Genomic DNA, 20,704 nt, shown 5'->3' on the forward strand with positions numbered 1-20,704 from the left:
GTAGCCGTCGACAGTTACACGGCGGCCTCTGCCCGCACGCACCAAGGGCGGCACAGGCCGTGAAAGCAGAGCAATAACAACAAGAGAGGCTCGCCATGAGTGCTACACCCCTTTTCGCGTACTGCCCCCATAAAAACAGAGGAGTTTGACCTTGGACGCTCATAAAGAAGTGACCAGGGAGGCGCCGTCCTTTGCTGTGGCAGTGGCTCCCCTCGTAATTACCGCCATCTTGCTGATGGTCCAGTTCTTCGTCTTCGAGGATTTCACCCCCCATGTGCCGCTCGCCCTCGGCGTGCTGGTGTGCGGACTGTTTGCGGTATGCCGGGGCACGCCCTGGTTCAGCATCGAGGCCTCGATGTTCAAGGTGGTGCGCATCGGTATCCCGGCCATCTTCATTCTGATGTGTATCGGCATGCTGATCGGCTCATGGATCGCCTCCGGCACCGTGCCCACGCTGCTCTACTACGGCTTCGGCTACCTGTCGGCCGGCAGCTTCCTGGTGGTGACCTGCCTGCTTTGCTCGCTGATCTCGCTGATGACCGGCACCTCCTGGGGGACTGTCGGAACCGTGGGGCTGGCGCTGATGGGCGTCGGCGAGGGGCTCGGCGTGCCGGCCTACCTGACCGGCGGCGCCATCGTCTCAGGGGCCTTCTTCGGCGACAAGATGTCGCCGCTGTCGGAAACCACCAACCTGACGCCCGCCGTCTGCGGCACCGACCTCTGGAGTCATATCAAGGGCATGCTGCCGACCACCGTGCCGGCCATGCTGATCGCCCTGGCGCTGTACGCCTGGATAGGTTCCAGCTACGCGGGCAATGTGGTGGATGCCAGCGGTATCGAACTGATGCGCGCCGGCGTCGAGCAGCATTACCGCATCGGCCTGCTCACGCTGCTGCCGCCGCTGGTGGTGATTGGCCTGGCCATGCGCAAGGCGCCGGCCCTGCCGGTGATGTTCGCCGGGGTAGTGCTGGCTGCTGGTGTGGCGGTGTTCTACCAGGGTATAGGCCTGAAGGAGCTGACCAACGTGTTGCAGAACGGCTTCGTCAGCCAGACCGGCGTCGCCTCGGTGGACAAGCTGCTGTCCAAGGGCGGCATCATGTCGATGACCTGGGTGATCACCCTGACCCTGATCGCACTGGCCTTCGTTGGTGCCCTGGAGGCCCACGGTACTCTCGACGCCATGCGCAAGAAGCTCGACCAGGTGATCAAGGGCCGCTTCGGCCTGGTGCTCAGCAGCCATACCAGCGTGCTGGGTGTCGGCACCCTGGTGGGCGATGTCTACACCTCGTTGGTACTGCCGGGGCAACTGCTCAAGGACAAGTACGCGGCCATGGGCTACAAGCCGACCGTGCTGTCGCGCAGCATCGAGGATTGCGGCACGCTGTGCTCGCCGCTGATTCCCTGGAACATGGGTGGGGCGTTCGTCTCCTCGTCGCTGGGCGTGCCGACCCTGCTGTATGCACCGGTGGCGTTCGCCTGCTGGTTGTCGCCTGTGATCGGTCTGATCTGGGCCGCCACCGGCAAGTTCATGCCACGGGTCGAGGCGCAGCTGCCGGTTGAAGCCAATGCCGCTGCCGAGCATTACCGGGCTGTCGCGCCGCAGCGTTAAACGAGCAAGCCAATCCCCCGGTGTGCCGGGGGATTATCTATTTACCGCGCTAACTGATGTGGATGTTGAAGAGGTAGATGACATGACGGTTTTTCATCAACAGTGCCTCTGGGAAAAGGCAACGCCCGAGCATATCGAGGCCGGTGCGCTGCGCGGCGCGGTCAAGGCCGATGTCTGCGTCATCGGTGGCGGCATCACCGGGCTCAATGCCGCGCTGCGCCTGCTGGAGCAGGGCAGGACGGTTTGCCTGCTGGAAGCGCACGAGGTCGGCCACGGCGGCTCCGGGCGCAACGTCGGCCTGGTCAATGCCGGCACCTGGATCAAGCCGGACGACGTCGAAGCGGTACTCGGCAAGCAACGTGGCGACCGCCTCAACACTGCGCTTGGCCAGGCGCCGGCCGAGGTCTTCGCACTGATCCAGCGGCACGCCATCGACTGCCAGGCGCGTCACCAGGGCACCTTGCACATGGCGCACAACGACGCCGGTCTGGACGACCTGCGCGCCCGCGAGTCGCAGTGGCAGCGCCGTGGGGCGGACGTCGAACTGCTCACCGGCGCGGTCTGCGCCGACTACTGCGGCACCGACAAGGTCACCGGCGCGCTGCTCGACCGCCGCGCTGGCACCATCAACCCGATGGCCTACACGGTCGGCCTGGCGCAGGCGGTGCAGCGCCTGGGCGGCGCGCTGTACCAGCGCTCGCCGGTCAGCCAAATGCAGCGCCAGGGCAGCGACTGGCTGGTGCGCACCGCGCACGGCGAGGTTTGCGCCGGCCAGGTGGTCATCTCCACCGGCGCCTACACCGAAGGCGAGTGGACCGAGCAGCGGCGCAGCTTCTTCCGCGGTTATTACTACCAGGTGGCTTCGGTGCCACTGAGCGGCGTGGCGGCCGACGAGATCCTCAAGCATGGCCAGGGCTCCTGGGACACCCGCACGGTGCTCAGCAGCATCCGCCGCGATGCCGAAGGCCGGCTGCTGCTGGGCAGCCTGGGCAAGGCGAGCAACAAGCCGGACTGGTTTATCCGTCGTTGGGCCGACCGCATCCAGCAGCACTACTTCCCCGCATTGGGGCGCGTGGAGTGGGAAATGCACTGGACCGGCTGCATCGACTTCACCCCGGATCACCTGATGCGCGTATTCCAGCCGGCTGCCGGCCTGGTTGCGGTGGCTGGCTACAACGGTCGCGGCAACACTACCGGTACGCTTATCGGCAGGGCGCTGGCGGATTTCCTGTTGAGCGACGACCCCGAGTCGATGCCGCTCCCCTTCGAGCCGATGGCGGCTGTATCTGCACCGGCACTGAGAAGCTGCCTCTATGAGACGGGCTTTTCCCTCTACCACGCCGGACAGTGTCTGAAAGTGGTGCTCTGAGCAGCGCCATCCAGCGTCATTCGTCGCAGGGCGCGGCTTCTACAAGAGCGGGGTCGATTGCTGTACCCGCAGGAGCCCCCGTCTCGCTGCAAAGCTTTGCCGCTGGCCGGCGCTCTTGCCCGGTATCATGCCTGCTGGCGTCGATGTGCCGCGCCCGAGCTTTCAGGGCATTGACAGGTGCGAGGCGCACCAATCCCATAGCGCATCGACGGCCTGGCGCGGCGAGGATGAGCGCTTGCGTACGAGGAAGTAGTCGGGCCCGGCTATCTCCCGGCTATCGGTCACCTCGACCAGCCGCCCGGCTTGCATATCGGCAGCGACAAAGGCTCGGCACGCCAGTGCGACGCCCTGGCCGGCCAGGGCCGCGTCGAGTGCCAGGGTCGTCTGGCTAAACACCGCGCCTGGAAGCTTCCCGGCGGCATCAAGGAACTTCGGCCAATGATTGTGCGCGTCATGCAACAGCGGCAGTTCTCGAAGCTGTTCGGCGGTCAACGGTAGCGGAAGGCTCTTGAGCAGATGGGGGCTGGCGACTGCCACCAGTTCCTGGCGGAACAGCAGCCTGGCCTCCAGCCCCGCGGGGAAAGGCGGTCGAGTCAGGCGCACGGCAATATCTACCTGATCCCGGTCGAAGTCGGCTATGGCTTCGGTCGCCACCGTGCGCAACTCTACCTCGGGAAGGCTGGCGTTCAGTTCGGCGAGGTGGGGAATCAGCAGCTTCGCCGCGAAGGTGGGGGTGACGCTGAGCGTCACGGTTTCCGGCCGTTCGAAAAGCCGCGCGGTCGCTTCTTCTAGAGTCACGAGGGCGCGGGTCACGTCCGCCAGGTAGGCCGCACCTTGCGGTGTCAGGCCAAGACCGCGTGGCAAGCGCTGGAATAACGCGATACCCAGATGTTCTTCCAGTGCGCGCACCTGCTGGGCAACCGCTCCCTGGGTGACGCTCAGTTCATCGGCGGCCGCGCGAAAGCTCAGCCAGCGACCGGAGGCCTCAAAGGCGCGCAAGGCGTTCAGCGGGGGGAGCTTTCTACGTCTGTTGCTCATGTGCATGGCCTGTAGTTTTTCTACAGTGTAGCGGTTTTTTTATGATGCGAAATCATCGGCGCCATTGAGCATAATCTAGCCACTGTCTATCTACTGGAGGTGGCAAATGTCTGTAGAAAAAGTAGCGATCGTAACCGCTGGTGGGTCTGGCATGGGAGCCGCTGCCGCGCGCAAGCTGGCACAGGAGGGCTATCGCGTCGCGATTCTCTCCTCATCGGGTAAGGGTGAAGCGCTGGCGCAGGAGTTGGGGGGTATCGGCGCGACCGGTTCCAACCAGTCCAATGAAGACATCGCTCGTCTGGTCGAGCTGGTTATGGCGCGGTGGGGGCGTATCGACTTGGTGGTCAACAGCGCCGGTCACGGTCCGCGCGCGCCGATTCTCGAAATCCCCGACGAAGACTGGCACAAGGGCATGGAGGTCTATTTCCTTCCGGTTGTGCGAACCGCCCGACTGGTGGCGCCGATCATGCAGAAACAGAAGTCTGGCGTGATCATCAACATTTCCACGGCCTGGGTGTTCGAGCCGAACGAAATGTTCCCGACCTCCGCTGTTTTTCGTGCCGGTCTGGCCTCGTATACCAAGGTCTTCGCGGACACCTATGCCAAGTACGACATTCGCATGAACAACGTCCTGCCGGGCTGGATCGACAGCCTGCCGGCCACGGACGAGCGGCGCGACAGCGTACCGATGGGCCGCTACGGCACTTCCGAGGAAATCGCCGCGACCGTCGCCTTCCTCGCCTCCGATGGGGCGGCCTACATCACCGGGCAGAACATCCGCGTCGATGGCGGCGTCACCCGTTCCGTCTGAAATCAGCCAAGGAGAATACGCATGAAACCGACTTCCAAGGATTCGTCCTGGCAGATCAATCTGCCTCCGTTCGAGGAAAGCCCGAAGCAGGATGCCTATGACGTCGTCATCGTCGGCGGGGCAACCATGGGCGCTTGCAGCGCGTGGTTCCTGGCGTCGAACCCCGACTTCAAGGGCCGTGTGCTGGTTATCGAGCCTGATCCGAGCTTCTCGCAGGCCCAGACCGGCGCCTCGAACAACTGCATGCGCCAGCAATTCGCCAACCCGATCAACGTCAAGATCGGCCAATACGCCGCCGAGTTCGTGAAGAACTTCCGCGAGGAGCTGGGCGACGATCCCGCCGTGCCCGAGCTAGGTATCCGCAACTTCGGCTACCTCTATCTTTCCGACAATACCGACCTGACCGCCGTGCTGGAGCGCGACCAGCAGGTGCAGGCGCAAAACGGCGCCGGCACCAAGATGGTCGGCCCGGAAGAGATCGCAGCGGCCTATCCCTTCTACAAGCTGGACGACATCGAGGCGGGCAGCCTCAATACCCGCGACGAGGGCTATTACAACGCGCCGCTGATGGTCGAATGGCTGATCAGGAAATCCATCGAGCGCGGTGTGGAATACGTGCGCAACAAGGTCGTCGCCATCGGCCGCGAAGGCGAGCGGGTCACCAGCGTCACGCTGGCCAGCGGTGAGGTCATCGCGGCAGGGCATATCGTCAACGCGGCGGGCACCCGTGCCGGGCAGATCGCGGCCATGGCGGGCGTCAAGCTCGATATTCAGCCCAAGCGTCGCTACACCTTCATCTTCCGCGCGAAGACTCCACTCGATCGCGACCTGCCGCTGACCATTGACCCGACGGGAGTGCATTTCCGCCAGTTCGGTGACGACTATCTGGTCGGCTGCCCGCCTATGGGGGAGGACGACACGGTCGACTTCGATGATTTCAGCGCCGAAGAAGGCATCTGGGAGAAGAAGGTCCACCCGATTCTGGCGAACCGCATCCCGCAGTTCCGGGATGTAGAAATCGTCGATTTCTGGATGGGGCACTACGACTTCAACACCTTCGATTACAACGTGGTCATCGGTCCCCACGACCAGGTGTCGAACTTCCACTTCACCAATGGCTCTTCGGGGCACGGCTCCCAGCAGGGGCCTGCCGTGGGACGCGGCGTGGCGGAGCAGATCGTCTACGGCGAGTTCCGCTCGCTGGATCTGACGCCGTTTCTCTATGCACGCTTTGCCAAGGGTGAGCGCGTGGTCGAACGGGCCGTGATCTGACGGCAAGCAAGCGGTGCTGGCCGTTGCGGCCAGCGCCTTCCCATGGCGACGAGGAAGACGCAAATATGCCGGGTTACTGGATAGTCAAAGGCGGCGATGTCAGGGACGCCGACGCCCTCAAAACCTACAACGACATCTTCGCCGCCATCGCGCTGCGCTATGGTGTTGAAATCATCGCCGGCAAGGGGCAGCTTGAAACCGTGGAAGGACGAGCGTTTGCGCGGCAGTTCATTCTGCGTTTCGACAGTTATGCAACGGCACTAGCCTGCTATCGCGACCCCGAGTATCAGGCGTCCCTGGAACTGGCAGCACGAGCCTACGACCGTGAAGTTTCGATTCTTGAAGGTCAGGACGGCTCTGCACCCGCTGCTCAGAGCGACCTGGAACGACTGGACCTTGAACGGACGGAGGCCGCGGCCTGGGCTGAGCTTAAAGCTGCAGTCGCTCGCCCGGAGTCGGGATTCCGTTATCTGAGCCTGTGTTCTGTGGATGCCGAGAATAAACCGCAGGCGCGGATGGTGGTCTTGCGACGCGTCGACAGCTCATCGCGGGTGCTGGAATTCCATACCGACATGCGTAGCCCGAAGTGGCATGAACTACGCGCCAATCCCAATGCGACAGTGCTGGGCTTCTGCGCGCAGACGCGCCTGCAGTTTCGCCTGCAAGGGCTGGTCGAACTCCATGATTGCGCCAGTGAGGGCGCCCAGACCGCCTGGCACAGCTTGCCCATTCGCACGCAGATGCTCTACGCAGGTGGCCCTCCCGGAGATGAGGTCGCCTGTGTAGCCATCGACGAGCCACTGCCATCCACGCCTGCCGGGGATGGCGAACGAAACTTCGGCCTACTGGTCTTCAAGGTCAAGGCGCTGGACTGGTTCCAGTTACGCCAACAGGACAGTCTCAGGGCGTCATTTGGCTACGACGAGGCGGGTGCTCTGGTCGCTAGCCGATGGATGAACCCTTGACTCCTCCGTCGCTCGCCTGATTCGTTCGGCCCGGTCATGCCCGCCGGACGGTGTGGAGCCCTAGCCCGAGGTTGTGGGCACCACCAAGCCACTCTTGACGTTGCTCATCGAGACCAGGGTCTTGAAGCGCTTGACGTTGTTGTTCTCGAAGAACAATTCCCGGGTCAGCTCGGTGTACTGCTCCATGTTCTTCACCAGCATGATCAGCACGAAGTCGCATTCCCCGGCGACGTAGTAGCACTGCTGCACCTGCGGGCACGCCAGGAAGCTGCGTTTCATGCTGTCGAGCAGATCCAGGCGCTCGCTTTCCACCTCCACCTGGGCGATCACCGTCAGCGTATAGCCCAAGCGCGCCGGGTCGACGATGGCCACGGTTCTCTGGATGACGCCATCGGCGTTCATTTTCTTCAGGCGGCGATTGACTGCAGCGGAGGACAGATTCACCTCGGCGCCCAGCTCCAGCTGCGAGGTGGTGGCGTCACGTTGCACCGCCTCTAACAGCGCCAGGTCGAACGGATCGAGACTCATACTGGGTGCCTCCGAATGTAATCGCGCGAATCGCCGCAAAGGCGTAATAAAAATTCATTTATAGCCCGTAAATCAAGAATTAAGTTCTCCGTGGGCGAATAGTATTAACTCATCGACCGAGCCCCATCCCTTGCCGTCGGAGAGTCCAATGAACACGAGTGCTGCACCGCGTCTGAATGGCGCACTGCTACTTGAGCAAATCCGCGCCCTTGGTGAGATCGGTGTCGACTCGGTCAACGGTGGCCGCACGCGTATCGCTCTGACCGACGCAGAGAAGGCCGGGCGCGACCAGCTGGTGGCCTGGATGCGTGAGCTCGATCTGGACGTGCGTATCGACCGCATCGGCAATATCTTCGGCACGCTGCGCTCGGCCTCCGATCAGGGCGATCAGGCGCCCTTGATGATGGGCTCACATATCGACACGGTGACCAATGCCGGCGCCCTGGATGGTTGCTATGGCGTGCTCGCCGGGCTGGCCGTGCTGCGGGCATTTCGCGAGGCCGGCGTGTTGCCGTCGCGCTCCATCACCGTGGGCGCCTTCAGCAACGAAGAGGGCGTGCGCTACCAGCCGGACATGATGGGCTCGCTGGTATACGCCGGCGGCCTGGCGATCGATGAGGCGCTGGCCACTGTAGGCACCGATGGCACGCGTTTGGGCGATGAGCTGCAATGCATCGGCTATGCCGGCGACCTGGAGCCGGGCGCCGTCATCCCCCACGAATACCTGGAGCTGCATATCGAGCAAGGGCCGATCCTCGAGGCGGAAGACACCCTGATCGGCGTGGTCGAGAACCTGCAAGGCATTTCCTGGCAACAGGTGGTGGTGCAGGGTAACGCCAACCATGCCGGCACCACCCCGACCCGTTTGCGTCATGACGCCGGTTACGTCGCTGGCGCGGTGGTCGCCGAGTTGCGCGCCATCGCCCGCGAATCCGGTGGTACCACTTTGGCCACCGTCGGCTGTATGAGTTTCGAGCCCAATGTGATCAACGTGATCGCGCGCCGGGCCACTTTCACCGTGGACCTGCGCGACCCCGACGAGGCGCGGCTGGTGGCGGCGGAACAGCGCCTGAGCCAGTTCCTCGCGGCTATCGCCGAGGAGGAGGGGGTGCAGATCGGCACCGAGCAGTTGGTGAGGTTCCAGCCGGTGACCTTCGATGCCGGGTTGGCCGACGAGATCGAGGCCTCGGCCAAACGCTTCGGTTTCAGTCACCGACGTATGACCTCCGGTGCCGGGCACGACGCGCAGATGATCGCGCGCATCGCTCCGGCGGCCATGATCTTCGTACCCAGCCGCGGCGGTATCAGCCACAACCCTCGTGAACATACGGACGAGGAGCAACTGCTCAAGGGCGCCGAGGTGCTGCTGGACGTAGTCCTGCAACGCCTGAATCGCACCTGAGCCCCTATGCCAATACCCGAAACCGCCAGCCATCGCTGGCGGTACGGGATAAGTCTTGCCTGTCGATGGAGTCCCCCCATGCTGATCGCCAACCCCAATGCAACCCGTGAAAGCTACCCTGAAGCGCTGCAGAACATCATGAGTATCCGCAAGGCCAATGAAAGCCGCGCCTGGCTGGCCGACTGGTCGCGGCTCAACAGCGGCGGTACGCCGCTCTACTCGCTACCCGATATGGCCGCCGAGCTGGGCGTGGCCGACATCCTGGTCAAGGACGAGTCGGAACGCTCGGTGTTGGGCAGCTTCAAGGCTCTAGGTGCGCCGATTGCCCTGGTGCGTCTGATTCTGCGCCAGTTCCCCGAACAGTGCTTCGAGGCCCGCGACCTGCTCGCCGGCGAGTACCGCGACGCGCTGGCCGACTTCACCGTGATCAGCGCCACCGATGGCAACCACGGTCGCGCCCTGGCCGCCGCCGCGCAGAGCGTGGGCTGCCGCTGCGTGATCGTGCTGCATGCCAACGTCAGCATCGAGCGCGAGGAGGCGATTGCCGCCTACGGCGCCGAGATCGTGCGCATCAGCGGCAACTACGACGAGTCGGTGGAGGAGGCGGCCGCGCTGGCCGTGAAGAACGACTGGCTGGTGGTTTCCGACACCTCCTACGACGGCTACGAGGACATTCCCCGCGACGTGATGCAGGGCTACGGCACCATCTCGGCCGAGATCGTCGAGGCGCTGCCCCGGCGCGTCACCCACGTGTTCCTGCAGGGCGGCGTCGGCGGCATGGCTGCGGGTATCGCCAGCTACCTTTGGGAGCTGTATGGCGCCGAGCGGCCGACCTTCGTCGTGGTCGAGCCGGTGCAGGCCGACTGCTTGTACCAGAGCGCCATCGCGGGCCAGGCGGCCAAGGCGACCGGTTCGGTGGATTCGGTGATGGCGGGCCTGGCCTGTGGTGAAACCTCGCCACTGGCATGGAAGTTCCTGCAGCCCAGCGTCGACTTTTTCATGACCATCGAAGACGACCAGGCGGTCGCTGCCATGCGCCGACTGGCGGCCGGTAGCTCCCGCGATATTCCGCTGGTCGCCGGCGAGTCCGGGGTGGCCGGTCTCGCCGGGCTGATGGCCCTGGCCAACGAGCCGCGCCTGGCCGAACAGGTTGGGCTCACTGGCGAATCGCGCATCCTCTTGATCAACACCGAAGGCGCTACTGCGCCAGGTGTCTACCAGGAGCTGGTGTCCGAGTCGGCCCAGTCGGTGCTGGCTCGCCAGGCGACCTGGCAGCGGGAGCAGGCGCGCTAAACGCCCGTCCACCCATCCAATCATTCGCCTCTCGTGCGCAGGCTGCGTATCCACGCAGCCTGCGCCGCGGGAGAGCGTTCGCTCGTTCCTCAACAATAACAACCAGGGAGAACGTCCCCTTATGCTGGCATTCATCAACGATCTACTGTGGAGCAAAGTGCTCATCCTGATGCTGATCGGGCTGGGCCTGTACTTCACCCTTGCTTCTCGCTGTGTACAGCTGCGCTACTTCACCCGCATGTTTGCCATATTGGGCGAGTCCTTCCAGCGTCAGCCCGGCCAACTCAGTTCCTTCCAGGCGCTGATGCTCAGCATCGCCGGCCGCGTCGGCGCCGGCAATATCGCCGGGGTGTCGGTGGCCATCATGCTGGGCGGGCCGGGGGCGGTGTTCTGGATGTGGGTGGTGGCGCTGGTGGGTATGGCCACCAGCTACTTCGAGTGCTCCCTGGCGCAGCTGTACAAGCGCCGTCAGGCCGATGGCAGCTACCGCGGCGGCCCGGCCTTCTACATTCAGTACGGCCTGGGCAAGCGCTGGCTGGCGGCGCTGTATTCGGTGCTGCTGCTGATCACTTTCGGCTTCTGCTTCACCGCGTTGCAATCGTTCACGGTGGCCAGCTCGCTGCAGGATACCTTCGGCTTGCCCACCTATCTCTGCGGCCTGGCGCTGGTGGCGATGATGGCGCTGGTGATCTTCGGCGGCATCCGCCGTATCGCGACTGTGGCTGACCTGCTGGTGCCGGTGATGGCGGTGTCCTATATCGCCATCGGCCTGTTCGTCGTCGGCAGCAATATCGAGCAAGTGCCGGCCACCCTGGTGCTGATCGTCAAGAGCGCCTTCGGCCTGGAGCCGGCCTTTGCCGGCGGTATCGGCGCGGCGATCATGATGGGCGTCAAGCGTGGTCTGTTCTCCAACGAGGCCGGGCTGGGCAGCGCGCCCAATGTCGCGGCCGTGGCGGAGGTCAAGCATCCGGCCGCGCAAGGCATCGTGCAGTCGCTCAGCGTGTTCATCGATACGCTGATCATCTGTACCTGCACCGCGATGATCGTGCTGCTGTCCGGGGTCTACCAGCCCGGCACCGAGATGGGCGGCGTGCTGCTGGCGCAGACCGCGCTGGCCGCCGAGGTCGGCGAGTGGGGGCGGGTCTTCGTCAGCCTGGCGCTGCTGCTGTTCGCCTTCACCACTCTGCTTTACGGCTACTACGTCGGCGAGAACGCCCTGAGTTTCTTCAGCGCAAAGCGCGGCGTTCTACAGGTGTTCCGCCTGCTGGTGATCGGCCACGTGCTCTGGGGCGCGCTGCAGGACCTGGGCACCGTATTCGGCTTCGCCGACATCACCATGGGTTTGCTGGCGCTGGTCAACCTGATCGCCCTGACGCTGCTGTTCAAGGTCGGCCTGCGCCTGATGCGCGACTACGACGAACAGATCAGTGCCGGTATCAAGCAACCGGTGTTCGACCCACAGGGCTTTGCCGACCTCAAGCTGGACGCCAGCGTCTGGCCGGCTCGCGGCGCCGCGGCGACAAGTCAGTCCTGCGTGCCACTAGCCGCCCGCGCAGAACAGCGCTGACCGCGCGAGGGCGCCACGCGCGCCCTCGCTGTCGCAGCGATAACCCCCACTTGCAATACGGAGAGAACCATGGACTTTGAACAAGATCTGCGCGCCCAGCTGGTTGCCTGGCGCCATCACCTGCATCGTCATCCGGAAGTCGGCTTCGAAGAGGTGCACACCTCTGACTTTGTCGCCGGCGTGCTCGAATCGCTCGGCCTCGAGGTAAACCGCGGCCTCGGCGGCACCGGGCTGGTGGCGAGTCTCATGGTTGGCGACGGCAGCGGCGTCATCGGGCTGCGCGCCGACATGGATGCGCTGCTGATCACCGAGCACGCCCATGGCCGCGCGCATGCCTCCTGCAATGCCGGCAAGATGCATGCCTGCGGTCATGACGGGCATATGGCGATGGTGCTGGGGGCGGCGAAGCTGCTGTGCCAGCGGCGCGACTTCAACGGCACCGTGCGCTTCATCTTCCAGCCGGCGGAGGAACATGGCCGCGGTGCCAAGGCGATGATGGCCGACGGGCTGTTCGAGCGCTTCCCGGTCGATGCCATCTACGGCGCGCACAACATGCCGGGCATGCCCGCCGGCCATATCGCTACCCGCGTGGGCGGGATCATGGCCAGCGAGGACAACTTCGTCATTCGCATCCGGGGCCGGGGCACGCACGCCGCGCGGCCGCACATGGGCATCGACCCGCTGGTGATCGGCGCGCAGATCGTCCTGGCGTTGCAGACCATCGTCTCGCGCAATCTGGACCCCAGCCTGCCCGCGGTGATCTCCTGCACCGAGTTCATCACCGACGGCATTCGCAATGCGATTCCCACCCATGTGGTGATCAAGGGCGATACCCGCAGTTACAGCCCCGAGGTCCAGCAGTTGCTGGAAACCCGTATGCGCGAGATCTGCCAGGGGATCTGCGCCCTGCATGGCGCGAGCTGCGAGTTCGAATACAGCCACGAGTTCGCGCCGACCGTGAACTGGGCCGACAACACCGCCACTGCGCTGGCGGCTGCACGTGAGGTAGTGGGGGAGCAGGCGGTGGATGGCGAAGTGACCCCGATGATGGTTTCCGAGGACTTCGGTGCCTTTCTCCAGCAGGTGCCGGGCAACTTCGTGTTTATCGGCAATGGCGCGGAGGGCGAGGCCGGCGAGGTGCCGCTGCACAACGCCGGCTACGACTTCAACGACGCCATCCTGGTTACCGGGGCGCGCTACTTCGCCGAGCTGGCGCGGATCAGCCTGCCGCGCTGAAGCACAGCCAGCGGCTGCTGAGCCCCCGCAGGGTGCTGGCCTGAGGGGCGCTCAGCCGGCACCCGCTCCCAGCAGCCGCGCCTGTACTGCATCCAGCGAGGCCTCCAGTTGCGTCAGCCAGCCGGCTTCCTGCAACTGCGACAGGGCCTGTTCGTTCAGGCCGCCGGGGGTTGCCGCTTCGTTGAGCAGTGTCTCGAATGAGGGTGCCTGGTCGGCCATGGCCAGCGTGGCCAGGGCGTGAAACATCGAGCTGACGTAGCCCCTGGCCTCCGTCGGGTCGAGGCCCTGGTTTTTCAGCCAGCGCTCGATGGTGGCCTGCAGGGCGTAGAAGGGCGCGATCTGCGCGGTCGCTACCGCCAGGCTGCGCAGGGCTGCCTCGTCCGGTGCGGCAACCGCAGTGCCCAGTGACGCGAACAAGTTGCGCAGTTGTGGATCTGGCGGGGTGAAGGCGATGGGGCCCAGGTGCAGGGCAACCGGCGTGAGCGGGATGGCCTTGAACAGCGCCACCGGCACCCCGATCAGGGCCTGAGCCCGTGCCAGCGACAGGGTCGATACGCAGTTCACCACCTTCTGTCCTGGGCTGAAGCGCAACTCGGCCAGCACCGCCTCGGCAATATCCGGCTTGACCGTGATAAACACCCAGTCGCAGTGGTCGACTACGGCCTGGTTGCTGTCGGCGACCTTCACCTGCGTAAAGGTGGCGGCGAGCTGTTGCGCGCGCTCCAGGTTTCGCGGCGAAACCCATATTTCATCTGGCGCTCGTGCGCAGGTACACATCCCTTGGATGATGGCCTGGGCGATGGCGCCAGTGCCGATGAAACCTATATTCATGCTTATTATCTGGTCAGGTGGGGAGGGGCGCTTCGCAAAGGCCGGGCACAGCGCTTGTGTTTCGGCCATTGGGGCGCCTGGGTCTAGACGGAGCGGGTCAGGCCACCATCCACGCGGATATTCTGTCCGGTGATATAGCCGGCCCCGGCGCTGGCCAGAAAACCGATGGTGGCGGCGATTTCCTCGCTGCGGCCGTAGCGCTTCATCGGCACGCTGTCACGGCGCTGTTCGGTGGCGGGCAGGCTGTCGATCCAGCCGGGCAGTACGTTGTTCATGCGCAGGTTGTCGGCGGCATAGGTGTCGGCAAAGACCTTGGTGAACGCGGCCAGGCCGGCGCGGAACACTGCCGAGGTGGGGAACATCTCGCTCGGCTCGAAGGCCCAGGCGGTGGAGATGTTGATGATCACGCCGCCTTTCTGCCGCTGCATGATCGGCGTGACCAGACGGGTGGGGCGGATCACGTTGAGCAGGTAGGTGTCCATGCCGCGCACCCAGTCCTCGTCGGATATCTCCAGGATCGGCCCGCGCGGGCCATGGCCGGCGCTGTTGACCAGCACATCGATGCGCCCCCACTGCTGCATTACTTGGTCAACCAGGCGCTGGAGGTCCTCGTTGCTCTGGTTCGAGCCGGTCACGCCGATGCCGCCCAGCTCCTGGGCGAGTGCCTCGCCCTTGCCCGAGGACGACAGGATCGCCACGCGAAAGCCATCCTCGGCGAGCTTGCGGGCGGCGGCGGCCCCCATGCCACTGCCACCAGCGGTGACGATGGCCACTTTATCTGCTGACATCTGTGGTTCTCCTTAATCTGAGTGGGGGGCGAGCGCGGGCATGCAATGGCAGCCGGCGTTATCTGTCAGTGTGCTGAAGGTGCGGGTTTTGCAGCCTTCGGCCCGCTACCGGTGCATTTGGCGATTGCGGCTGTTTCATTATTGGTGCCGTACTCGTGTTCCCAGAAGTCGGCGCCCTGCAGACCGATGCTGCTGGGTTTGAAGGTCGGTTTCTTCCCGGCTTTCTTCTGTTGCTCGTAGTCCTTCAGTGCTTTGAGTGCCGGACGGGTGAGGAACAGGATGACGATCAGGTTGACCCAGGCCATCAGGCCCATCCCCAAATCGCCGATGGCCCATACTGCCGCCGCTGTCTTGATGCTGCCGTGGTAGATGGTCAGCAGCAGAAGCAGCTTCAGTCCAACGCTGCCCAGCAGATAGGCCGTGCGCGATTTACCCAGCAAGTACGCCAGGCAGGTTTCGGCCTTGTAGTAGTAGGAGAGCAGGGTGGTGAAGCAGAAGAAGAACAGCGCGGCGGCCAGGAAGATTTCGCCCAGGCCGGGCAGGGCGGACTCGATTGCCAATTGCGTGTAGAGCGAAGGTTGCGTACCGATGTTTTCGATACCGGCCGGTTTCACGTCGTACATGCCGGTGACCAGGATCATCAGGGCGGTGGCGGTGCAGATCAGCAGGGTGTCGATATACACCGAGAATGCCTGCACCAGGCCCTGTTTCACGGGGTGGGAGACCTCGGCCGCGCCGGACTCGAAGGTCTCGCTGCCGATCCCCGCGCCGTTGGAGTAGACGCCGCGCTGTACACCGAGGGCGATAGCCGAGCCGATCAGTCCGCCGAAGGTGGCGTCCAGGCCGAAGGCGCTATTGAAGATCAGCGCGAAGGCGTCCGGCACCTGGCCAACATTGAGCGCGAGGATAAAGAGGCAAGCGAGGATATAGCCGATGGCCATGAATGGCACCATGATTTCGGCCGCCTTGGCGATGCGCTTGGTGCCGCCGAGGATGATCAGCGCGAGTAGGCAGGCGATGGCGATGCCGGTGACTGACGGTGCGATGCCGAAGGCCTTCTCCACCGACAGCGCCACCGTGTTGGCCTGTACGCCGGGCCACAGGCAGCTCATGACGATCAATGTCAGGGCGGCGGAGAGGATCGCCAGCCACTTCATCTTCAGGCCTTTTTCGATGTAGTAGGGCGTGCCGCCACGATACTGGCCGCCCACCTTGGTTTTGTAGGTCTGGGTCAGGGTGATCTCGATAAAGGAGGTGGCGCTGCCGAGGAAGGCGGCTACCCACATCCAGAACACCGCGCCAGGGCCGCCGAGGGCGATGGCGGTGGCGACGCCGGCGATGTTGCCGGTGCCGACACGGCTGCCCAGCGACAGGGAGAATGCGGCAAAGGAGCTGACTCCAGCGCGGGAGTCGCCGCCCTGGAAGGCAAGCTTCAGCATGTCCTTGAACAACCGGACCTGGACGAAGCGGGTTACCACGGAATAGAGCAAGCCCAGCCCGAGAAAGGTATAGACCAGTGCGGAGCTCCAGACATAGCCGTTGAGCTTGCCTACCAACTCTTCCATTACATTCGCCTCTTATATTTATTCGTGAGTTCTAGCCGATCTGACGCCAAGAGCTGCGGGGGGCTGTGGATTGGCCGCGCTGCGATGCAGGATAGGTTGGGCAAAGCCATACCCGTCACCACTGCCCCTTGAGTATCGCTGTGCTCAGCTTAGGTGACGTTTATACGTCGCCACTCTTTCCCCGCCTTCTACGTAATCGTTCGGTGGCATCCCCGATAAGCCACAGGGCCACCGAGGTGGCCCTGTGGGTGCGAGCGGTAACGAAACCAAAAAAGCCGACACAAAAGTTGTTCCGCTACCGCTCGTACTCGGTGACCACCAGCTGGGCTCAGCTGTTGCTGGGGAAAGCGAACTGCGCCGCCTCGTGCGAGGCGCGCTTGGGCCAGCGCTGGGTGATGGCTTTCTTGCGGGTGTAGAAGCGCACGCCGTCCGGGCCGTAAGCATGCAGGTCGCCGAACAGCGAGCGCTTCCAGCCGCCGAAGCTGTGGTAGCTGACCGGCACCGGCAGCGGCACATTGACACCGACCATGCCCACTTCGATCTCATCGCAGAACAGCCGCGCCGCTTCGCCGTCGCGGGTGAAGATGCAGGTGCCGTTGCCATACTCATGATCGTTGATCAGCTGCATGGCCTCTTCCAGGCTGCCGACGCGGACGATACACAGCACCGGGCCGAAGATCTCTTCCTGATAGATGCGCATGTCGGCAGTGACGCGGTCGAACAGGGTGCCGCCGACGAAATAGCCATTCTCATGGCCGGCGACTTGGTAGCCACGGCCATCGACCACCAGCTTGGCGCCGGCGGCGACTCCGTCATGGATATAGCCGACCACCTTGTCACGCGCGGCGGCAGTCACCAGTGGGCCCATGTCCAGACCACAGGAGGTGCCGGCGCCGATTTTCAGCGCCTGGATCTGCGGCACCAGCTTGCTGACCAGCGCGTCGGCGACCTGGTCGCCGACGCACACCGCCACCGAGATGGCCATGCAACGCTCGCCGCAGGAACCGTATGCCGCGCCCATCAGCGCGCTGACGGCGTTGTCCAGATCGGCGTCGGGCATCAGTACGGCATGGTTCTTGGCACCGCCGAGCGCCTGCACGCGCTTGCCGCGCTTGGTGCCCTCGCTGTAGATGTACTCGGCGATCGGCGTCGAGCCGACGAAACTCAGGGCCTTGACCTCGGGCGCTTCGATCAGCGCGTCGACCGCGTCCTTGTCGCCGTTGACCACGTTGAGCACGCCCTTGGGCAGGCCGGCCTGCTGCGCCAGTTCGGCGATGAACAGGGTGGAACTCGGATCACGTTCCGAAGGCTTGAGGATAAAGCAGTTGCCGCAGACGATGGCCAGCGCGTACATCCACAGCGGCACCATGGCCGGGAAGTTGAACGGGGTGATGCCGGCGACCACGCCGATGGGTTGCAGGTCGCTCCAGGCGTCGATATTCGGGCCGACGTTGCGGCTGTACTCGCCCTTGAGGATCTCCGGGGCGGCGCAGGCGAACTCGACGTTCTCGATGCCGCGCTTGAGCTCGCCGATGGCGTCCTCGATGGTCTTGCCGTGCTCGGCGCTGATCAGCTGGGCGATTTCGTTCTCGTTCTGTTCCAGCAACTGCTTGAAGCGGAACATGATCTGCGCGCGCTTGGCCGGCGGGGTGTTGCGCCAGGCCGGGAAGGCGGCCTTGGCAGCGTCGATGGCCAGCTGCATGGTGGCGCGGTCGGCCAGGCCGACGGCCGCAGTGGAATCGCCGGTGGACGGGTTGAATACCGCGGTGGTGCGGCCGCTGCAGGTAACGCGCTGGCCGTTGATCAGGTGGGGGATATGGCTCATGGGGAGGCTCCTCAATAGAAATCTGGCGTAGGGTGATCGGTGCTCGCTTAATCGAGCTTGTTCAGCACATCGCCGACGGCGTTGAACAGTCGATCCAGTTCCTGCGGCTGGGTGTTGAAGGTCGGCCCGAACTGCAGGGTGTCGCCGCCGAAGCGCACGTAGAAACCGGCCTTCCACAGCGCCATACCCGCCTCGAACGGACGCACCACCGCATCGCCGTCGCGCGGGGCGATCTGCAGGGCGCCGACAAGACCGCAGTTGCGGATGTCAACGATGTGATTGGCACCTTTCAGGCCATGCAGGGCGTTCTCGAAGTAGGGCGCCAGCTCGGCCGACTGCTGGATCAGGTTGTCCCGCTGCAGCAGCTCCAGGGTGGCCAGACCGGCGGCGCAGGCCACCGGGTGGCCGGAGTAGGTGTAGCCGTGAGTGAACTCGATCATGTGCTCCGGCGACGGCTGCTGCATAAAGGTGTCGTAGATCTCCTTGGAGGCGACCACCGCGCCGAGCGGGATGGCACCGTTGGTGATCTGCTTGGCGGCGTTGATGATGTCCGGGGTCACGCCGAAGTACTCCGCGCCGCTCCACTTGCCCATGCGGCCAAAGCCGGTAATCACTTCGTCGAAGATCAGCAGGATGTTGTGCTGCGTGCAGATCTCGCGCAGGCGCTGCAGGTAGCCCACCGGCGGTACGATGGCACCGGCCGAGCCGGACATCGGCTCGACGATTACCGCGGCGATGTTGGAGGCGTCGTGCAGCTCGATCAACTTGAGCAGCTCGTTGGCCAGCTCCACGCCGCCGGTCTCGGCCATGCCGCGGGTAAAGGCCATGCCCGGCTGTAGGGTGTGCGGCAGATGGTCGACGTCCATGAACTGGCCGTACATCTTGCGATTACCGCCGATGCCGCCGAGCGAGGTGCCGGCGATGTTGACGCCATGGTAGCCACGGGCGCGGCCGATGAATTTGGTCTTGGCCGGCTGACCCTTGAGGCGCCAGTAGGCCTTGGCCATCTTCACCGAGGTGTCGGCGCACTCGGAGCCGGAGCCAGTGAAGAACACGTGGTTGAGGTCGCCCGGCATCAGGTCGGCGATCTTCTCGGCCAGCTGGAAGGACAGCGCGTGGCCGTATTGGAAGGCCGGCGAGTAGTCGAGGGTGCCGAGCTGCTTGGCCACGGCCTCCTGGATTTCCTTACGCGAGTGGCCGGCGCCGCAGGTCCATAGGCCGGAGAGGCTGTCGAATACGCGGCGACCCTGGTCGTCAATGAGGATATTGCCTTCGGCCGCCACGATCAGGCGCGGGTCGCGCTTGAAGTTGCGGTTGGCGGAGAACGGCATCCAGTGCGCGTCGAGCTTGAGCTGGCTGGCTAGTGGGGAAGGGGTCTGCAGGGCCTGGTTCATGATGCACGTCCCGAAGGTGGTAGGTGACATCAGCTTGTAACGAACCGATTGGTGAGTTAAATCTATATTTGTTTACATTTAGATATTGGAAAACTCACCTATGCCCAAGAAAGCCCCGCTGAGCCAGGTCAGTGATTTCGAGCTGCGCCTGCTCAGGTTGTTCAAGACGGTGGCCGAGTGCGGCAGCTTCGCCGCAGCAGAGGGCGCGCTGGGCATCAGCCGCTCGGCCATCAGCCTGCATATGAGCGATCTGGAAAAACGCCTGGGCATGCGCCTGTGCCAACGCGGGCGCGCCGGGTTCGCGCTGACCGACGAAGGGCGCGAGGTGTTGCGCGCCGGCGAGACGGTGCTGGTGGCCATCGAAGGCTTTCGCAGCGAGGTCAACCAGATGCACCAGCAACTGCGCGGCGACCTCAACGTCGGCATCGTCAACAACCTCGTGACCCAGCCGAAGATGCGCATCACCCGCGCGCTGCAGGCGGTACGCGCGCAGGGCGCCGGGGTACGGATCAACCTCAGCATGAGCACCCCAGGCGAGATCGAGCGTGGGCTTCTCGACGGCCGCCTGCATGTTGGCGCCATGCCGCTGATCACGCCGCTCTCCGGGCTCGAGTACAGCCTGTTGTACGAGGAGCGCTCGAATCTCTACTGCAGTCGCGAGCATCCCTTATTCCCGCGGGCCGCCGAGGTCAGCAACGAGGAACTGCGCAGTGCGGACGCCGTGGTGCCGAGCTACCGGATGAGCGCGGAGGCCATCGGTCTGCACCAGCTGCTCAACTTCGCCGCTTCGGCAACGGACCGTGAGGGCATCGCCTTCTTGATCCTCACCGGCAGCTACATCGGCTTTCTGCCGGACCACTACGCGGCGTCCTGGGTGGAGAAGGGGTTGATGGCGCCGCTGAGCCCGGACCGCCTGTTCTTCGATGCCAAGCTGGCCGTAGCCGTCCGCAAAGGACGCCGGCAGAACCTGATCCTAGAGCGATTTTTCGACGCGCTGCAGCTCCCCCAGTAACCCCCGCCTATCTCCCTGATTCCCTTTCATTTTCCTGATCGAGCCGGCATTCGCTGGCTCGACCGGCCGGTCATTAATTTGAAAAAAATCTATGCGCCGTGTTGACAGGGGGTTTTTCTCAGTCCTAATCTGCATGCAGCGCTGCACACAGCAAGGCACACGCCATTACACACAGCGCAAAATCGTTTGCTGTTACTTC

The 20,704-nt window shown here is 64.0% G+C and carries 17 protein-coding genes; 10 read left to right on the plus strand and 7 right to left on the minus strand.

Features of this window, described 5'->3' with window-relative positions; genetic code table 11:
- Nucleotides 1-202 precede the first annotated feature (202 nt).
- Together nhaC and amaA are read left to right on the plus strand one after the other, a co-directional pair.
- Nucleotides 203-1,609, plus strand: coding sequence for a Na+/H+ antiporter NhaC (gene nhaC, locus ACW9UL_RS10650; RefSeq protein ID WP_457790715.1), 1,407 nt, complete (start codon nucleotides 203-205; stop codon nucleotides 1,607-1,609).
- Nucleotides 1,610-1,691: 82 nt separating this feature from the next.
- On the plus strand, nucleotides 1,692-2,978 hold the full coding sequence (gene amaA / locus ACW9UL_RS10655) for an L-pipecolate oxidase (RefSeq protein WP_457790717.1): 1,287 nt from the start codon (nucleotides 1,692-1,694) through the stop codon (nucleotides 2,976-2,978).
- A 162-nt stretch (nucleotides 2,979-3,140) separates the two neighbouring features.
- Here amaA and ACW9UL_RS10660 read toward each other — a convergent pair whose 3' ends face one another.
- Complete coding sequence (locus ACW9UL_RS10660) at nucleotides 3,141-4,016, minus strand: LysR substrate-binding domain-containing protein (RefSeq protein ID WP_457790719.1); 876 nt, start codon at nucleotides 4,014-4,016, stop codon at nucleotides 3,141-3,143.
- A 106-nt stretch (nucleotides 4,017-4,122) separates the two neighbouring features.
- Here ACW9UL_RS10660 and ACW9UL_RS10665 point away from each other — a divergent pair, with 106 nt between their 5' ends.
- From ACW9UL_RS10665 to ACW9UL_RS10675, 3 genes are all read left to right on the plus strand, one after another.
- The gene (locus ACW9UL_RS10665) at nucleotides 4,123-4,827 is read left to right on the plus strand and encodes an SDR family oxidoreductase (protein WP_457790721.1); all 705 of its coding nucleotides are present in this window, start codon (nucleotides 4,123-4,125) and stop codon (nucleotides 4,825-4,827) included.
- Nucleotides 4,828-4,848: 21 nt separating this feature from the next.
- Nucleotides 4,849-6,099, plus strand: coding sequence for an NAD(P)/FAD-dependent oxidoreductase (locus ACW9UL_RS10670; RefSeq protein WP_457790723.1), 1,251 nt, complete (start codon nucleotides 4,849-4,851; stop codon nucleotides 6,097-6,099).
- A gap of 65 nt (nucleotides 6,100-6,164) precedes the next feature.
- Complete coding sequence (locus ACW9UL_RS10675) at nucleotides 6,165-7,064, plus strand: DUF1330 domain-containing protein (protein ID WP_457790725.1); 900 nt, start codon at nucleotides 6,165-6,167, stop codon at nucleotides 7,062-7,064.
- A gap of 60 nt (nucleotides 7,065-7,124) precedes the next feature.
- On the opposite strand, the gene ACW9UL_RS10680 is transcribed toward ACW9UL_RS10675, so the two are convergent.
- On the minus strand, nucleotides 7,125-7,592 hold the full coding sequence (locus tag ACW9UL_RS10680) for an Lrp/AsnC family transcriptional regulator (protein ID WP_457790727.1): 468 nt from the start codon (nucleotides 7,590-7,592) through the stop codon (nucleotides 7,125-7,127).
- Nucleotides 7,593-7,740: 148 nt separating this feature from the next.
- Between ACW9UL_RS10680 and ACW9UL_RS10685 the strand changes: the two genes are divergently transcribed.
- The 4 genes from ACW9UL_RS10685 (at nucleotide 7,741) to ACW9UL_RS10700 (ending at nucleotide 13,090) form a co-directional block, all read left to right on the plus strand.
- Nucleotides 7,741-8,994: a Zn-dependent hydrolase gene (locus ACW9UL_RS10685; protein WP_457790729.1), complete on the plus strand. Its 1,254-nt coding sequence runs from the start codon at nucleotides 7,741-7,743 to the stop codon at nucleotides 8,992-8,994.
- A 78-nt stretch (nucleotides 8,995-9,072) separates the two neighbouring features.
- Complete coding sequence (locus tag ACW9UL_RS10690) at nucleotides 9,073-10,287, plus strand: diaminopropionate ammonia-lyase (protein WP_457790731.1); 1,215 nt, start codon at nucleotides 9,073-9,075, stop codon at nucleotides 10,285-10,287.
- 121 nt (nucleotides 10,288-10,408) lie between these two features.
- The gene (locus ACW9UL_RS10695) at nucleotides 10,409-11,854 is read left to right on the plus strand and encodes an alanine/glycine:cation symporter family protein (protein WP_457790733.1); all 1,446 of its coding nucleotides are present in this window, start codon (nucleotides 10,409-10,411) and stop codon (nucleotides 11,852-11,854) included.
- Nucleotides 11,855-11,923: 69 nt separating this feature from the next.
- Complete coding sequence (locus ACW9UL_RS10700) at nucleotides 11,924-13,090, plus strand: M20 aminoacylase family protein (RefSeq protein ID WP_457790735.1); 1,167 nt, start codon at nucleotides 11,924-11,926, stop codon at nucleotides 13,088-13,090.
- Between the two features lie 51 nt (nucleotides 13,091-13,141).
- Here the strand turns inward: ACW9UL_RS10700 and ACW9UL_RS10705 are convergent, their stop codons facing one another.
- The 5 genes from ACW9UL_RS10705 to aptA all read right to left on the minus strand — a co-directional run bounded on the left by ACW9UL_RS10705 (nucleotide 13,142) and on the right by aptA (nucleotide 19,493).
- Nucleotides 13,142-13,990 carry a pyrroline-5-carboxylate reductase gene (locus ACW9UL_RS10705; protein WP_457790737.1) on the minus strand — a complete coding sequence of 283 codons (849 nt, stop codon included), beginning with the start codon at nucleotides 13,988-13,990 and terminating at the stop codon, nucleotides 13,142-13,144.
- A 14-nt stretch (nucleotides 13,991-14,004) separates the two neighbouring features.
- Nucleotides 14,005-14,709 (minus strand): SDR family oxidoreductase, encoded by a 705-nt coding sequence (locus ACW9UL_RS10710; RefSeq protein ID WP_457790738.1) that lies wholly within the window; start codon nucleotides 14,707-14,709, stop codon nucleotides 14,005-14,007.
- 65 nt (nucleotides 14,710-14,774) lie between these two features.
- Nucleotides 14,775-16,274 (minus strand): alanine/glycine:cation symporter family protein, encoded by a 1,500-nt coding sequence (locus ACW9UL_RS10715; RefSeq protein WP_457790740.1) that lies wholly within the window; start codon nucleotides 16,272-16,274, stop codon nucleotides 14,775-14,777.
- Between the two features lie 328 nt (nucleotides 16,275-16,602).
- Entirely contained in the window at nucleotides 16,603-18,099 is a 1,497-nt protein-coding gene (locus ACW9UL_RS10720; RefSeq protein ID WP_457790742.1) for a CoA-acylating methylmalonate-semialdehyde dehydrogenase, read from the minus strand.
- A 47-nt stretch (nucleotides 18,100-18,146) separates the two neighbouring features.
- On the minus strand, nucleotides 18,147-19,493 hold the full coding sequence (gene aptA, locus ACW9UL_RS10725) for an omega-aminotransferase AptA (RefSeq protein ID WP_457790744.1): 1,347 nt from the start codon (nucleotides 19,491-19,493) through the stop codon (nucleotides 18,147-18,149).
- A gap of 100 nt (nucleotides 19,494-19,593) precedes the next feature.
- Between aptA and ACW9UL_RS10730 the strand changes: the two genes are divergently transcribed.
- Nucleotides 19,594-20,505 (plus strand): LysR family transcriptional regulator, encoded by a 912-nt coding sequence (locus tag ACW9UL_RS10730; RefSeq protein ID WP_457790745.1) that lies wholly within the window; start codon nucleotides 19,594-19,596, stop codon nucleotides 20,503-20,505.
- Nucleotides 20,506-20,704 lie beyond the last annotated feature (199 nt).

Source organism: Pseudomonas sp. PL-6 (assembly GCF_054110165.1).

What these genes read in the sequence shown, in the direction of transcription:
- ACW9UL_RS10695 (WP_457790733.1), top strand. Translation starts at nt 10,409, where the DNA reads ATGCTGGCATTCATCAACGATCTACTGTGGAGCAAAGTGCTCATCCTG.
- ACW9UL_RS10665 (WP_457790721.1), top strand. Translation starts at nt 4,123, where the DNA reads ATGTCTGTAGAAAAAGTAGCGATCGTAACCGCTGGTGGGTCTGGCATG.
- ACW9UL_RS10715 (WP_457790740.1), bottom strand. Translation starts at nt 16,274, where the DNA reads ATGGAAGAGTTGGTAGGCAAGCTCAACGGCTATGTCTGGAGCTCCGCA.
- ACW9UL_RS10710 (WP_457790738.1), bottom strand. Translation starts at nt 14,709, where the DNA reads ATGTCAGCAGATAAAGTGGCCATCGTCACCGCTGGTGGCAGTGGCATG.
- ACW9UL_RS10685 (WP_457790729.1), top strand. Translation starts at nt 7,741, where the DNA reads ATGAACACGAGTGCTGCACCGCGTCTGAATGGCGCACTGCTACTTGAG.
- ACW9UL_RS10700 (WP_457790735.1), top strand. Translation starts at nt 11,924, where the DNA reads ATGGACTTTGAACAAGATCTGCGCGCCCAGCTGGTTGCCTGGCGCCAT.
- ACW9UL_RS10720 (WP_457790742.1), bottom strand. Translation starts at nt 18,099, where the DNA reads ATGAGCCATATCCCCCACCTGATCAACGGCCAGCGCGTTACCTGCAGC.
- ACW9UL_RS10675 (WP_457790725.1), top strand. Translation starts at nt 6,165, where the DNA reads ATGCCGGGTTACTGGATAGTCAAAGGCGGCGATGTCAGGGACGCCGAC.
- ACW9UL_RS10690 (WP_457790731.1), top strand. Translation starts at nt 9,073, where the DNA reads ATGCTGATCGCCAACCCCAATGCAACCCGTGAAAGCTACCCTGAAGCG.
- ACW9UL_RS10670 (WP_457790723.1), top strand. Translation starts at nt 4,849, where the DNA reads ATGAAACCGACTTCCAAGGATTCGTCCTGGCAGATCAATCTGCCTCCG.
- ACW9UL_RS10660 (WP_457790719.1), bottom strand. Translation starts at nt 4,016, where the DNA reads ATGAGCAACAGACGTAGAAAGCTCCCCCCGCTGAACGCCTTGCGCGCC.
- ACW9UL_RS10705 (WP_457790737.1), bottom strand. Translation starts at nt 13,990, where the DNA reads ATGGCCGAAACACAAGCGCTGTGCCCGGCCTTTGCGAAGCGCCCCTCC.
- aptA (WP_457790744.1), bottom strand. Translation starts at nt 19,493, where the DNA reads ATGAACCAGGCCCTGCAGACCCCTTCCCCACTAGCCAGCCAGCTCAAG.
- ACW9UL_RS10680 (WP_457790727.1), bottom strand. Translation starts at nt 7,592, where the DNA reads ATGAGTCTCGATCCGTTCGACCTGGCGCTGTTAGAGGCGGTGCAACGT.
- amaA (WP_457790717.1), top strand. Translation starts at nt 1,692, where the DNA reads ATGACGGTTTTTCATCAACAGTGCCTCTGGGAAAAGGCAACGCCCGAG.
- ACW9UL_RS10730 (WP_457790745.1), top strand. Translation starts at nt 19,594, where the DNA reads ATGCCCAAGAAAGCCCCGCTGAGCCAGGTCAGTGATTTCGAGCTGCGC.